The 15,675-nt window shown below is 47.8% G+C and carries 11 protein-coding genes; 10 read left to right on the top strand and 1 reads right to left on the bottom strand.

The window, feature by feature from the left end; genetic code table 11:
- Positions 1-115 precede the first annotated feature (115 nt).
- From ACN0YH_RS24250 to ACN0YH_RS24210, 9 genes are all read left to right on the top strand, one after another.
- A complete protein-coding gene (locus ACN0YH_RS24250) occupies positions 116-301 on the top strand; it encodes a hypothetical protein (RefSeq protein ID WP_417382176.1) in 186 nt (61 codons plus the stop codon).
- Between the two features lie 217 nt (positions 302-518).
- Positions 519-1,910: a hypothetical protein gene (locus ACN0YH_RS24245; protein WP_417382175.1), complete on the top strand. Its 1,392-nt coding sequence runs from the start codon at positions 519-521 to the stop codon at positions 1,908-1,910.
- A 256-nt stretch (positions 1,911-2,166) separates the two neighbouring features.
- The gene (locus tag ACN0YH_RS24240) at positions 2,167-2,748 is read left to right on the top strand and encodes a hypothetical protein (protein WP_417382174.1); all 582 of its coding nucleotides are present in this window, start codon (positions 2,167-2,169) and stop codon (positions 2,746-2,748) included.
- 550 nt (positions 2,749-3,298) lie between these two features.
- The gene (locus tag ACN0YH_RS24235; RefSeq protein ID WP_417382173.1) at positions 3,299-5,518 is read left to right on the top strand and encodes a DNA/RNA non-specific endonuclease; all 2,220 of its coding nucleotides are present in this window, start codon (positions 3,299-3,301) and stop codon (positions 5,516-5,518) included.
- A gap of 442 nt (positions 5,519-5,960) precedes the next feature.
- Positions 5,961-6,527, top strand: a complete 567-nt coding sequence (locus ACN0YH_RS24230) for a hypothetical protein (protein WP_417382172.1) — start codon at positions 5,961-5,963, stop codon at positions 6,525-6,527.
- Positions 6,528-6,981: 454 nt separating this feature from the next.
- Positions 6,982-7,461 (top strand): hypothetical protein, encoded by a 480-nt coding sequence (locus ACN0YH_RS24225; protein ID WP_417382171.1) that lies wholly within the window; start codon positions 6,982-6,984, stop codon positions 7,459-7,461.
- Positions 7,462-7,597: 136 nt separating this feature from the next.
- Positions 7,598-8,044, top strand: coding sequence for a hypothetical protein (locus tag ACN0YH_RS24220; protein ID WP_417382170.1), 447 nt, complete (start codon positions 7,598-7,600; stop codon positions 8,042-8,044).
- Positions 8,045-8,064: 20 nt separating this feature from the next.
- The gene (locus ACN0YH_RS24215; RefSeq protein ID WP_417382169.1) at positions 8,065-8,469 is read left to right on the top strand and encodes a hypothetical protein; all 405 of its coding nucleotides are present in this window, start codon (positions 8,065-8,067) and stop codon (positions 8,467-8,469) included.
- A gap of 304 nt (positions 8,470-8,773) precedes the next feature.
- Positions 8,774-9,400 (top strand): recombinase family protein, encoded by a 627-nt coding sequence (locus ACN0YH_RS24210; RefSeq protein WP_417382168.1) that lies wholly within the window; start codon positions 8,774-8,776, stop codon positions 9,398-9,400.
- A gap of 371 nt (positions 9,401-9,771) precedes the next feature.
- Here ACN0YH_RS24210 and ACN0YH_RS24205 read toward each other — a convergent pair whose 3' ends face one another.
- Positions 9,772-14,148 carry a hypothetical protein gene (locus tag ACN0YH_RS24205; protein WP_417382167.1) on the bottom strand — a complete coding sequence of 1,459 codons (4,377 nt, stop codon included), beginning with the start codon at positions 14,146-14,148 and terminating at the stop codon, positions 9,772-9,774.
- 708 nt (positions 14,149-14,856) lie between these two features.
- On the opposite strand from ACN0YH_RS24205, the gene ACN0YH_RS24200 reads away from it, so the two are divergent.
- Complete coding sequence (locus ACN0YH_RS24200; protein WP_417382166.1) at positions 14,857-15,372, top strand: hypothetical protein; 516 nt, start codon at positions 14,857-14,859, stop codon at positions 15,370-15,372.
- Positions 15,373-15,675: the final 303 nt, after the last annotated feature.

The raw sequence follows: 15,675 nt of genomic DNA, 5'->3' as shown, positions 1-15,675 counted from the left end.
GCCTTACTTCATGCTGCGCCGATTTATCCGAGTGCGAGTGCTCGCAATGCCACTCCGCAGATTTTACAATCACCAAAAGCCCTGATCCAAAAATCAAACGCCGTGAGCAAACGCCGTGAGCAAACGCCGGGCCGAACAGGATTGGGTCAGACTCCGATATGCTCTTCCCTGGGAAACGGAATGGGAGACGATCTCCGTCGATCCGATGTTACTGAAGCACCTGGGGAAAAGCCTGTATGTTGTGCTTGCGCATTGGGATCTGACTCCCCTGGAACAGGCTGTTCTGCGCGACGCTCAATGACCGGGAAACGCTAATTACCCGGACAACAATTGAAGGGGAAAGAAAAGTCATTACGGAAAGAATCTCAGAGAAATCGTTCTAGAAATTAGAATCAGATTTTTTGATCTGTCTCTGGGATCAACAGAATTTTAATAATACATTTGATTTACAGGTGTAATTATGGCACTGTGGAATATTGTACTGTATATAAACGTTCAATTATCGGGGAGATTTTCGAATGAACTTCACAATTCCAGTCCGTAATCGATCTCAATTTATCACTTTAACATTTTACATTGTTCTCGCGTCGTGCCTGATTTACAGCTCACGATGCAATGCTCAGTCATTAACAAGTCCTCGCGATTGGCCAGACCAAATTGAGGTGACTGATCATCCCCAAAAGCAATACAAGGGTATCTATGTGCAGTCCGCTCGGCTGATAAACGGTCTTCCAGTATACGAGATCGAGAATAAACGTGAAACGACAGATTCACTATACAGATATAACTACCTGTACTGTCACAAATTAACGAAAGAGAAAAATGAGGCTCAGTGGGTACTCCAGCCGGTGACCCCCTATGCTGATGAATGGTTAGCAAATTCTAGTGGATGGGGTACCTACCCTTGGAATGCAGCCTGGGGAGCAGGTAAAATCTCTGTAAAACAGCTCCCCGCCTCTCGTAAACGAGAATTAGAACTCCCCGATTCAAAAGTGGATTTGCCCAAGCTAAGATATAAAACGGATAAATCTGGTAAAAAAATCATCGGATTTATGTTTCGCGTTCCATTGAAAAATTCTAAGGAATGGATCTCGGTAGAAAAATCTGGATGCGACGAAGATATTTATCCATTCGCGGTAAAGAATGCCTATTACTGGAGAGAGAGGCATCCAGGGACCAATATAGTCTTTAATACGAACTTCTTTGAACCTAATGGACCTAGGTATGACAAATCTACTTGTGCAAAAATTTTCGGTATTGCAATTAAAGATGGTGTAAGAGTACCCAAAGCTACTAAAACAGAAAAAGATAAAAAAACCGGGATCGAATACCAGCTCGACGCACTTTTGATTCATAAAGATGATAATGCCAGCATTATCAGTGGGAGGCGTGCACTGTATGATCCTAATAGTCCTCTTCTTGGTACCGTGAATTCCGCAGCAGGTGGGTACATTATCCTTGAAAGAGGTCATGAGATAAATCCTGAAGGAATGATTAAGCTTCATGCTGGAAATTCTCATAAAGCCAGAATTGCTGTTGGTATTAAGTCGATTCACGCAGAAGAATTATTTGTTTTTATAATTCCATCAATAGAAATAGACAAATCTAAAAATGAAAAACCTCCAGTGTATCCTGAATGGGAGTCAGATCCATCTAAACAAGAGCCTATCGGCCCCACTGATGGTATGACGATGGGTGAGCTTCAGACATTCATGAAAGATGAGGGAATGCAACACGGGATCATGTTTGATGGCGGTGGATCTGCAGCAGTCATGTGGAGGACTCCTCCTGTTGGTACAGCTAATAAGTCAATGCGTTATCGTATACCTCCTTTTGGCAAGAACAAAGATATTGATGTTTCAACCGGCAAAAGAATCCTGCGAAAAGTTCCTTCTGTGATGGGCTTTTGATAGCCATGCTGTAAAACATTAATTGTTATTAAACCTTATGCACACAGTGATTGTCCTATAGCTCTATTGTTACGAGTTTAGCGCAATAATTACACGAAATAATGACCGGGTAAATGATGTTACCCGGTCATTTTAATCCTGATATTATATCACAGCTCATACAGAATTTCTGAACTACTACCATTAATGGGAATTGAGAGAATGGTCTAGTAGTCCAATCAGTGAACCGATTCTTTTGAAATGTGTCTAATATTCTATGAAATCAAAAATACCTTCACCTTTTGCGGCTGGCTCTGATCATACTAATGCGTGCCTCAACTATATGCATGATATGTCGTATGGATACAGTGAAGGGTACCGACTAGCTGCAGAACTTCTTATCAATCATGTGGAATCTGAGAACCAAAATCACGATACCCTCGTGTACCCTATCTGTTTCTTGTACCGCCATGCTCTTGAGCTACAGATCAAAAATATCATCCGCATTGGACGTAAATTATTGGACAAGCAAGGTGGTCATCCATCACACCATAAATTGTCAGATCTCTGGCCCTTAGCGAAAGGATTACTCCGGGAAGCAGAGCCCAATCAACCTGACCCACCAGAATTTTCTCGCATTGATAAATTCATCAAACAGTTTGCTGACGTCGATTACGATGCACAAGAGTTTCGTTATCCAACCAAAGTGAAAGGCAGAAAATCTCTTGAAGGCATTACGCATATAAGTCTGACGACGCTTCGTGCGAATATCGAACCGCTCGCGTCGTTTCTGTGGGGCTGTGAGGCATGGTTGTCTGAGATGCTTCAATTCAAGAATGAGGTGGAACGTGAATTCTGACTCTAAGAAGATTGTATAATAAAATAATTATGGGAAACGTAAAAGGGGTCAGACCCCGATATGTCTTCCGAGAGAGAACCATGTGCAGCTTTAATGACCAGGTAACCGTTATTTCCCGGTCATCATTTTAAATTTAGAAAGCAAGTCAGATATGTACCGTTTTCATCACCATTGACGGGAAGCAAGTGTTTTGAATTCGCTTATGGCAAGAACGGAATCAGTTCGGGCATCTAGTAGTGTGTTTCTACAGCCATTCGCGAAAACCAACGTTTTCTGATTGTGTTGCTCAATGAGTTTAATACTATGGTTTTTAGATCTTGTTGTGTATTCTGTTTTTCAATATCTGCGAAGTCTTGCTGTAAATGTTTAAGCTCGATGGGTTAAACCTTGAGTTGCCAATTATGTCAAGTCTCATAATACAAGCATGCTGGCGTCATATCCAGCATCTATGTGTAAGATGAAGCCCGTGGGGCATCATATCAGTACAAGTCAGAGCAGGTGAATAACAAGTTATTCCTAAACAAGTTCTCACTTCATCGGGAGTTATGCCATGGAACGTATCGAACAGTCGGCCTTAAAACGAATTAAATCGGCACAGCATCAACAGATGAGGACTGTGCAAGCTGTACGTCATGGAAGACCTTTGGCGGCCGAGAATGACCAAGAGCGTCTGGACGCTCGGTCCGCGGCTATTGGCCACCAGATGTCGATAAAGAGCATCATCGCTGCGGCGAAAGAGTCCAGCCTACATGAAAGTTTGGAACAGCCTCCGGGTGGACCTGAACGGATCTGGGGCAACTCGATTGATTTTGTCGGCGTCGCATTTCTGGAGCAAGGCTTTAACGCCGCGCAAACAACCGGACGCGTCGCGTTTTTGGATGGACGCGCTCAAGGGACGGGATTCCTGATCGCTCCTGGGCTGTTTCTTACCAACAACCATGTTCTTGGATCGTTGGCTGATGCCGGTTTGTTCGTCGTTGAATTTGACTACGAAGTCGGTCCCGACGGGCAACCCCATGAGATTTGTCGTTTCGAATTCAGTCCGAATGAACTATTCATCACTGACGATACGAACGACCTCGACTACACGGTGATTGCCATCGGTCGTAAAATCAGCGGTCCAAAGGAACTCGACGCTTTCGGCTTTTGTCCACTCACGAACGCTGGTGATAAACATGCACTTGGCGAGGTTGCCAACATCGTGCAGCATCCGGATGGTCGATTTAAAGAAGTTGTACTTCGTGAGAACCGGCTGATTTCGCGGCTCTCACATGTACTGCACTATGTCGCCGACACCGAACCCGGTTCCTCGGGCTCTCCTGTCTTTAACAACCAGTGGCAGGCGATAGCACTGCACCATTGGGGAGGGCCTTGGCGGCAGCGCTTCGCGCAAGACGGGTCACCCTTGCCGCGATTCGTCAACGAAGGTATCCGGATTAGCGCAATCGTTGATGAACTGCAATTGCGTCTAGGTGAATTGAGTCCGTCACAGCGCGATCGCCTTGAAAATGCGCTGCAGTTGGGTGAAAACGTTAAGGGGCGGCCCCAAGCTCCACAGGCCGCGACTGTCGAGGATGGCAACGAAACGGGCGTCCACCTGAGAGCAGACGGGACGGCAGTCTGGCGCTTGCCTATCGAAATCTCCGTGGGATTGCCAGCTGCAACTAACTGTGCATTGAATGGTGCCATGAATGCTGCTGCGGCCGCCGTCACAAATTCGAACCAGGTCCCTCAGGCCGAAGCTTTCCGACGCAGGGTCGATCCCAATTACGACAACCGTCGTGGTTACCGGGAACGTTTTCTGCACGGGCACATCATTCCCATGCCACAACCGTCAGACGCGGTCAGGGCCAGACTGGCTGTCAACCAGGATGCAGAGGCGGGTGACGATCCAAATGAGTTTCCTTACCAGCACTTCAGTGTATATGTTGACTCGATTCGTGGGCTGCCACTGGCTACCGCGTGCAATATCGACGGAAGAAACCTCAAGAACATTAACCGTCGGACAGGGCGAGTGACGCGTGCGGAAAACATAGAAACGGAGTCGCGACCTGAAGCGCGCGAAAAATGGTACGATGATCCTCGCATCAATGAGGACGAATGTGGAGACGACGACCTCTACACACGACAAGTTGTTTCCGCGGGACCCAATCGTGTCTCACGCATTTTTCATCGGGGTCACATGGTGCGACGACTGGATCCATGTTGGGGCAGCGACAGTCGGGCATTGCGCGCCGAAGCCGACACATTCCATTTCACGAATTGCACACCACAGGTCGGTCGGTTTAACACCAACCAGACGTTGTGGCAGGGTATTGAGAACCATGTACTCGATAATGCTCGCATCGATGATATTCGTGTGACTGTATTCACTGGCACGGTATTGGACGATGACGATCCGCTTTATCGTAACGATGTATTTGACGGTTTCAGAGTCCCGTTGAAGTTTTGGAAGATTGCAGTTTGGGAAGACGACGGAGAGCTTTCGGCCCTGGCCATGATTGCTGACCAAAGTGATGCCTTGCGGGAGTTGCCTGAAACGGCCGAAGCGATCGACGATGACGAAGGTGTCCGCGACTTCGTTACCACGGTTATCGACATCGAGCAGCTGACAGGTCTGGACTTTGGTGAGGAGGTACGTGAGGCGGACCTTTACCAGCACATTGGTGGGGGTGAGAGCGCAGAGGGTTTCCGAGAAATCACCGATTTCGAAGACATTAACCTTCATCCGAAGAAAAAAAGAAGAAGAAAGAAACCGCAAAATAAGTGAATCGGGGGCGATGCCAAGAAACCCTTGAAGATCCGCTGGTTGAAAAACCTCAAAGGGACACTAAAAGGTCACGGCGAGAAAGTAACCCAAAAAGCGGACACTATATGTGTGCGTAGAAGCCATACGTATTCGCGGATTCATCGCGAACCGTAAAATAACTGGTCAGAATGGCTCCTGAAGTGTCAGATCAAATCGACGTTATTTGGAACCACTTTCCGGTCGATTCGACGCACCAGTCTTTTCACTAAAGTGAGCTTGAAAGAAGGCGAATAGTGTTTGATGCTGTAGGCATCACTCGCAACTTAATTCGCATCTGGTCAAGGAGTTTGGGTGATTTGTGAACGCCAGGCCATATGGTATCAATTGACAATAGACAGAAAACCTTTTAGGTTTTGACAGAATATATTCTGTCTATCAATAGTTAGCTTTCGGAGACCGTTGCATGACACAGTGGCAAGATTCACTGAAGAAACTGCTCGACGCAATCCCACCCCCCGTGCAGCCGAGATACGTGGACGGCCCCCTGTTAGATCCATCTTTGCCTGAGTTACCTGAGGATCACGAGGCGATCATCAACGCATATGGCAGTGGAGAGTTTGCACACAGCGATATTGGATGCGTCATCGAACTGTTCAATCCACGCGATCCGTGGCATCGGAAGTGCCTCAAAGAAGGGCACGATATTCTGAGGGATTATCGAGAATCAGAGGGCGACAAGTACATGCCCTACCCGGTTTACCCGGAGAGTCCCGGCATATTGATTTGTGGCTGGAATGACTCCCGTGATTACTGGTTCTGGCACGTAAACGACCCTGAATCCAATCGATGGCCGACTATTTTCTATGGCGACATGCAGGACGCTTTTCAGTTCGATTTGCCAGTAGTAGTTTTCATGCAGAAGCTATTCTTCGGCGAGATCCGCCGGAGCGAATTGAACTTCAACGAACCCGATTTCAAGCCGACAAACTTTAAGTTCAAACCAACAAGGCGAGTAGACTCTCCTGCGTGACGAGCTAATAAAACGCTCAACTGGAGCGGCGGTTAAAGCTGGAATCTGAAACAACCTCGCTGGCCGCTGACCGATTAGCTCAGACGTTACTCTTACCCTCATTCGCTATTCTCAAACGTTTTCTTAAATGCGTTTTTTAACGACCGTTTTTGCGAAATAGCATTGGTTAAATAGTAACCGAGATTAGTGCATCGGCAGCGAGCGCTTTGTTCGATATCGAATGCTACTCAGATCGAAGACAAGGTCAAATTTCCGCGAAACTCGTTGAATGCAGGACAACAAACAAAAAGCAAGAATAAAGTTACATATTGAAAATCTAATTTTGCTTGGTATTATTTATAGCATGCTGGCATTATTTCCAGCATCTATGTGTGATATGAAGCTCTTGGAGAATCATATCAGAACAAGTCCGTGCAGGTTAATATTAAGTTAGCCAGCAAAGTACGAGTTTCTCATGGCAACCATTGCATACTCCTCAAGCGAACAATCGTGGGTTGGCACCCTCGACACACCGCTGTTCAATGGCACCTCGGTGTTTGTAGACACGTCGGGCTCCGAAAGCCCGCCGTCCCCGACGCAACTGCGTGCTGTTGAAGCCGCGGAATCTCTTCCTGCCGAATTTCACCACACAATTGACAGACTTCTTCGTGATTGGGTCGCGTCAGAATGGGAGCAAGATCTTCAGGAAGACCTTGAACCCGAAGACTTTGAATGGGAGGTCTATTCTGTCGAAGTTCCGCACATCAAGCTCATTGCAGATTCCTACTTTTTGATACACTTGCAGTGCGAGTTAGAGGCAGAGCACGGCATTGGCATTGCTTGTCGCAGCGGACAAGCGTTTGCTGTTTGCCACCCCGACAGTTACAGCAATCTGAAGGCAGATGATGACGCAAGCTTGAACGCACCATTCTCTGCTAAACCGAGAGCTGGCTAACAATGGCATGCACCGGAGTCGCGAAGTCGGGCGTTTTGACAATTGAGAATCTCTCGTCGCGACCGGGTGATTTTGAACGTTATTTGACACGATCACGAATACTCACACAGATCGGAGCGTCTCGATGAGACTAACGATGATTCTATTGCTTGCCGCCATTGCGACGCCCGCCATTTCCCACGGTCAAGAGAAACCTGCTAAAGTGGATTTCGTCGCTGCTCTCAAGCTCAAAGAGTTTGCGCAACTCAAACGCCTTTACATCGCTCTCGAACATATGGAGTTTCCGAATCCAGAAAACCGGATACGAACCTGGAAGCAGCACAACACCGAAGGAATTGCTGGTGAATCTGATCCCGGCCTCGGAATTACGATCGATGCAGACGAATGGACGCTCGAACGAGTAAAGAGTATCTGGAAGATCAACTGGAAGGATTACGATTTGTCGACTGTCGCCGTGATCACGAAACGTGGCAAACAGATTCAATTTGTCGACATGACCGGCGACAATGTCGACAAGGTGAAGGATTTGCCGATTCGACGTGGCGATGCGGTGATCTTTCTCAAGAAAGAATTGGCCAAATAACAACAAGTTATCCGACTGAAATGCCCAAACGCACTCAGCTTCTAAAGGTTTTCTTCATGCTTAGCTGGTTGCTATCGCTGTGCGGCTGTGGTCCCGCTGAATCCGACCCGGCACGCCTCGATCCGAATGCGTCGGTCGTCAAAGAAACCCTTGTTTGGGGATTCGACACTGATGCGGAGCCGGTCATTCGGGAGATGTCCGACGGTTCGGTTTGGATACACTTCGAGTCGATCCCGCCGTTTTTCGCGGACGATTTGGACACCCCGTTCGACACTGATCGCTTCTTGGCCGACCTGTCCGATGTTGCGGGGGCGGCCGTCGTCCAGGACGACCGCGAGGTATTTGTCGTCGTTCAACCCACGGACCAGACCACCGACTCTGTCAAAATGTTTCTCGAATCATACCCAAAGAAAAACGACGGATAACCATGGGTTGCACCGGAGCGGGGCTTGCGTGTCTTTTCAAATGGAACATCAACTCTCCCCGCCCGGTTATGCCAGACGTTATACAATAAACTCATTTGTTTCTTCAGACGTCCTGTAATTCGACACAATTCGCATTTAGATGTATCTAGAGGTTACGGGTCGGTAGCATAACCTGAATACTCGGCACATTTAGACATTTTTTTCAAATCCAGAAACTTTGTAACACCTATTAAAGAACAAATTCATGTTGCCATGTTTCTCTATTGGTAGAGAAACGTTGTCGTCCATAAGAGAGAGATTCAAGATGGTATCTCATGAATTCCAGCAGTATCGTTTGATTGGCTATTCCCGAGTGAGCACAGGTGATCAAGAACTCTCCCTACAAATTGATTCTCTACTAAAACATGGAGTCAAACGCGAGTACATCTTCTGCGACAAACTCTCGGGCGCTAAAGCTGATCGACCCGGACTTTTGCTCTGCCAAGAATGCTTGCAACGTGGAAATACTCTCCTTGTTTGGAGATTAGACCGTCTGGGACGATCACTGCGTCATCTCGTCACTATGATCGAAGACCTGAAGGAACGAGAAACCGGATTTCGTTCGATTAGTGATGGTATCATCAATACAACAACACCTTCAGGAGAACTGATCTTTCATGTTTTCTCTGCTCTCGCTCAATTCGAGCGGCGACTTATACAAGAGAGAACTAAAGCAGGCTTAGCTGCAGCCCGGACACGCGGGCGTAAGGGTGGTCGACCAGCGCTGGATCCAAATTCACCCAGAGTTGTATTAGCACAAAAGTTGTTTCGCGATAAATCAAATAGCATAGACGATATTTGTGATACATTAAAAATTTCGAGAATAACTCTTTACAAATACGTTTCGATGCAAAACACAAAAGATACTCGTTCCGAGAAAACGTCTGAATAACGGAATGAAGCTTTTGGAGGGTTGACTCCATCACTACCGATCCCACGATTCGGTATGTGTGTATATTGAATCGTCAAATCCCAGAATCTGTTCGCGAAACTCATTGAATCCAGGACAGCAAACGAATACGAATAATAAAACGGAATTCATGCAAGCATACGAAACTCATTATTTCTCAACTCGCAGTGAGTCGGAGCAAGCCCAATTCATTTATGAACCTACTTAAATTTGGCACTTCCTGCAAAACAGAGTTAAAATGACTAAAAGATGAAGAGACAGGCACGACAAACCGAGTCCAATACGATTCGATAGGATGTCACTCGGCCTACCAGAGATGAAAATCTGTCGGTCGTGATTTAAGCGATACACAGCTAAAACGGTAATAATTCAACTTCTTCCTGTACGGATGCAAAAAACAGATCGGAATCTTCATCCCACTCGGCCAGCTTACGAACTCCCGGGGCTAACGTTTCTTCCATGACCCCCTCAGATTTATGTTCGTAACCCACCAGGTGGCCAAGTTCATGCAGAATCACGGTCCAGAGATCGATGCGGCCCGCGGCTGCGCTGTCAGGTAAAGCAATCAGGGATGACTGATTTTTGATTACAAATTCACTGGAATCAAGTGGGGTAGTATCAACAAACCAGCCGTAACCGGCGGCATTCACGTCGAGGTAGATCGTACCTGCTACAGCCCGCCCCACGGTCGTACCCGACAGGTCAACCACCTTGACTTCAACGCCTGACAACGACTGACTCATTTCGGGAGTGAGTTGCTCACTGACCTGCTCGATCGCTTGCCCTAAAACCTGATCAGCTTCTGCCTGTGTCAGGCTGGCTGTTTTTATTCTCCTCTGCGGTTCTGAAGAGACACGCAGCAAATTATTCCAGGCTTCGGGATAATTACTGGGATAATTCACATCCGGATCATTCACTTTTCCCTTACCATAATTCCCAACAAATGAAATCAAATCTCTGTAATCGACGCGATCACTTTGATCCAGATCCGCAACCCAGGCATAGTCTGAATCTGACTCGCTGGGAATCGTACCGTAAACACCGACTAAAAGGATCAGATCGCGATGATTGATCTTGTCATCATCATTCAAATCAAAGGGATTCGCCCAAATGCTGGTTCCCGGAAATGAATTGATGTTCGTGCTGACCGGGTTCCCTGTGACATCACTCACCTGAGGCGCGCTAACTGAAAAGCCCAGATCATACGGGCCAATCAGCTGATTCAGAAGGTCAAGATGAACGCCATCATCAGCGAGAGATTCGAACTTGATGCGTGTAAAAAGAAGAAAATCAGAGACGCCCAGACCGGTCTGACTTGTCACTGCAGAGAGATTTTCAATGACTCCGGTAGAATCGTTGATGGTTCCTGTTTGATTTACAGAAAAGCCTGGGCCATATTCAATCACTGTCGGTGAGACATATTCTGTCTGATAGTTCAAATTGAGAATTGTTGAAAAAATTCCCGGGCTTTCGATGTTTGTCGTACTCACCCAGATCTCTAGCCAGAAAGATGACCATTCATCAACCCTGTCCTGATGAGCTGGCAAAATAGAAGTCTGACCGTCTGGTCCGACACTCGCAGGAGAATTCACAACTCGTAAATCGATATCGACAGGAATGCTGACGAGAACATCAAACGTTCGCTGGCTCATGAAGTTGTCTTCAGTTGTAGCAAGTTCACCATCAAGGCCCCCGTCTTCGATGGTCACCGTGATCGTGGCGGTGCCTGTCTGATTTTCCGCGGGAGTGAATGTCAGGCTGCCGGTGGTATCCAGAGATAGATAGGATACGACCGGATCGGGAATCAGGTCTGGGTTGCTGCTGGTGGCGGTCACACGTAACTGATTGCCACTTCGGCTACCAGCGGTGATACCCGTGAGGCTGACTGTTTGCTCTGTTGAATTTTCACTGATGATGACATCACTGATAGGATTTAGGATTCTCGGTTGAAAACCATCGGTCTGCGAACCAACCCAGACCCTTCCTTCATCCTTCATTGTGACATAATATGTGTTATTAAGATCATCGAGTATGGTCTGCATTAACTTTGCTGTCAGATAGTAGGAGGATGGCTCAAATCCAACGATGCTATTTGACGTCGAAATGATGCCACTAACGCCGGTGCTTCCGTCTCCAAATGTGACTGCACCTGCGTTAATCATGCCATCGTTGTCCCAATAATAACTTCTCACCAGGAAATTCCCATTGGATAATTCTATGAGACCATTACTACCAATTTTATCAAATCTTGTTGAACCAACGAGACTGTTGTCCGCGGATACTACACCCGTCACACCGGTAGTCCCGTCGCCAAACGTCACGGCCCCCGCATCCTCTACCAGGGCATTATCCCAATAAGAACTGCGGACCACATAGTTTCCGTTGGAGAGCTCCGTCACACCATCACTACCCACATGATCAAAGCTCGTTGAACCGATGAGGCTGTTGGCTGCGGATACAACCCCACTTACCCCTGTGTTCCCGTCTCCAAACGACACGGCACCCGTATCTTCTACCATGTTGTTGTCCCAGTTAGCACTGCTCACCACATAGTTACTATTCGAGAATACCGTCACACTGGAACGAAAACCCACATGATCAAAGCTCGTTGTCCCGACGAGACTGTTGGCTGCGGATACCACACCACTTACACCAGTCGTCCCGTTCCCAAACGTCACAGCCCCCGCTTCCTCTGCCATGCCGTTGTTCCAGTAACCACTGCGGACCAGGTAGTTACCATTGGGAAGCGCCAACACACTAGGACCACCGCCCTCAGCAACATGAAAATCACCACGGCCTACAAAGTCTAATTTAGATGACCCGACTAGGCTGTTGGCTGCGGAGACCACTCCACTCACTCCCGTGATCCCGTTTCCGAACGTCACCGCACCAGCGGCAGTTGCCTCGCCGTTGTCCCACAAACCACTGCTGACCACATAGTTGCCGTTGGTGAGCGCCGTCACTCCATCTGCACCCACTAGGTCAGATATGGATGCCCCGACAAGGCTGTTAGTTTCTGATATAAAACCTGTCACGCCCGTAGTCCCATTTCCGAATGTCACCGCACCGGCGTTAATAATGCTGCCATTATCCCACGTAGAACTACTGACCACGTAGTTGCCGTTAGAGAGCGCTGTTATACCACCGTTGCCCACATGCTCATCTTCGGTTGACCCGACGAGGCTGTTGGTTTTTGATATGGTGCCTTTCACGCCCGTGGTTCCATTTCCGAACGTCACCGCACCAACGTGGTCTACCGGGCCATTGTTCCACCAGGAACTTGTCACCACATAGTTGCCGTTGGAGAGCGCCGTTATACCACCGTTGCCCACTCTGTCATCTACAGATTCCCCGATGAGACTGTTTGCCGCGGATACGACGCCAGTCACACCGGTCGTCCCGTCTCCGAACGTCACCGCCCCCCTGGAATCGTGCCAGAATCCACTGCTGACCACGTAGTTGCCGTTGGAGAGTAGTGTTATACCATAAAACCTTCCCACTCTGTCATCAGTGAATGCCCCGACAAGACTGTTGCTTTCTGATACCACCCCGCTCACGCCGGTCATTCCGTCTCCGAATGTCACCGCCCCACGGGAACGGATCCAATCCGCACTGCCGACCAGATAGTTGCCGTTGGGAAGCAGGGTCACACCCTCGCTGCCCACATTGTCATCTGCGAATTCTCCAATGAGACTGTTAGCCGCGGATACGACGCCAGTCACACCGGTCGTCCCGTCTCCAAACGTCACCGCCCCCGCGTCAGCTGCCGCACCGTTGTCCCAGGAAAGACTCGTCACCAGGAAATTCCCGTTGGAGAGCTCTGTGAGATCGTCCCTCCCCACATGATCAAAGCTCGTTGCCCCAACGAGACTGTTGGCCACGGATACGACGCCAGTCACACCTATATTCCCATCTCCGAACGTCACGGCTCCCGCGTTCTCTACCGAGCCATTATCCCAATAAGAACTACGGACTACGAAGTTTCCGTTAGAGAGCGCCGTGACACCATCAGAACCAAGGGCGTCATAGCTCATTGACCCAACGAGACTGTTTGTCGCTGAAACGACGCCAGTCACACCAGTGTCCCCATCTCCGAACGTCACGGCTCCTACGTTAGATAGACCATTATTGTCCCAGTAACCACTGCTGACCACATAGTTACCGTTGGAGAGCACTGTCACACCTGTACCGCCTACACTGTCTGTTTGAGTTGTCCCAATGAGACTATTGGCGGCCGATACGACACCACTCACTCCGGTGATCCCGTTTCCAAATGTCACGGCACCTGCTCCCTTGTTCCAGTCACTGCTGCTGACCAGATAGTTGCCGTTGGGAAGTACTGTTACATTAGAATACCCAACACGATCATAGTTTGATGAGCCACGAAGTGTGCTGATCAATTCTTTGGTTTCACCATCAAACAGATAGACAGCACCGGCATCGGTTCCACCAGCGTTATCATAGGGAGATGTGATGACAATATTGCCAGTGCTCAATACAACAACTGTATCACCAAATCCATTCTCAGCGCTCGGATTGGGATCGATAAACTCGGGGAATGCTGCCGTGAGCAACGTGCGATCTTCCAGGGATTCGATCTGGTGAATTAACGGCCTGGGTCTCTGCTTAACGGTGGGTAGAGTATAACATCGCCACAATTGATGAAGCTTCGCTTGAATATCTCTGGAAAAGTAGAGAGCTCGATCAACCAGATTTTGTTTGAAATGCATTTAATTGAACTTGGATTTACAGATGAATACTTCGAATTTGAAACAAGGAGTGCCTTCACAAGGTTACCAAAGTGAGTAGACAGATGGCAAGTTGGAAGTGAGATTAATTGTCTCCATGAATTTCGATAAATTACGGTCTTACTCAATCCGTCTGTTGTGTAAAATCTTTGCAGTTATGCCGGACTCTGATTTGCCAAAAAAGTGTTCGACACTTGCGCCTCGTCTGATTCTCAGATCTCGGCTGGTTGAGGTTCCACAAACTCATATGTATTCCAGCACATTCCTTAATTCCACCCATTTTGCTTGTACGTCATTTCAGAGAAATGCAATCGTGTTTGATCAGTTGCAACGTTCATCAGGAGAAAGCAGAACGCCACTCAGGTCCGGATCTTATCGCGAAACTCGTCGAATACGGTACTGCAAAATAAACGACCCAATTCGCGGACTCCCTACGTGCCAGGGGAACTCATACCTTTTCGCGAATTCAGACTCGACAATGCAATTTCCGTGTGAATGGGCTTTGGCATGCACTTTTTAATCAACGTTTTCTTGGAAACACCTTTCGGGCGGTTCGACGCATCGGTCGTTTGACCGAAGCGAGATCACATGGTGTCAATTGATCATAGGCAGAAATTCTGATAGATTTAGACTGAATCAAATTCTGGTTATCAATATTTATTTGGCAAAGTCGAGAACGAGTCGTTTTGAATGCGCAAACTGATCTTAATCGCTGTCGCTTGTGCTTTCGCTCCAATCGGATGCGCGGATCACGCGCCAGGCGAATCAAATGCAAAGAAGGCCGATATGACAAACAAATCGTTTGTGATTGGTGACACTGATTTTGGAATCAATGTTGACGAATCATCATTTGATATCGACAACTCCGATCCAACAAAACCGCTTCTGATGATCGAAATCATAGGCAGCGGAGAAGAATTCGAGAAGCTGACTGCAGAGGAAGACTCCAAGTGGTCGTGGGCGCTCGACACGCCGCATTTCTACATCAGAGACTTTCCAGCATCTCCCGGCGATAAAGTCGGAGACGTTAGTGCAACCGCCTCACTCGACGACATTGACGAGTACGAACTCGCAATATACATGATGAAACACAGTGACATCGACGACGTAAAGATTCAGATCAAGGACAGCAAAGCTCTGGACATAACTGGAAAAGTAGACCTCTTGGGTGAGACCCACAATTTTGCGATCCGTTGGCACAAGTAACCGCAAATAATAATTGCACGAACCAGAGCGGCGAACAAGCCGGTTTTTGTACACATCGATAACCATCCCACCCCGTCACCTTGGTCATTACTCTTGCCCTCGTTCGATCTACTCAAACGTTGTCTCAAATGCGTTTTTAAACCACCCAAAACGCGGACCCCACATGTGTGCGTGGAAGCCATGCGTATTCGCGGATTCATCGAGAATCGGAAATCTCTGGTCAGAACGGCTCTTGACGTGTTCGATCAAACGAACTTAAAACGAACAGCTTATATAACCCAAGAAGCCATATATTTTCTCGGA

The organism is Gimesia sp. (genome assembly GCF_048262075.1).
In the GTDB taxonomy this organism is placed as follows: Bacteria; Planctomycetota; Planctomycetia; order Planctomycetales; family Planctomycetaceae; genus Gimesia.
This window is presented reverse-complemented; position numbering and strand designations above follow the sequence as displayed.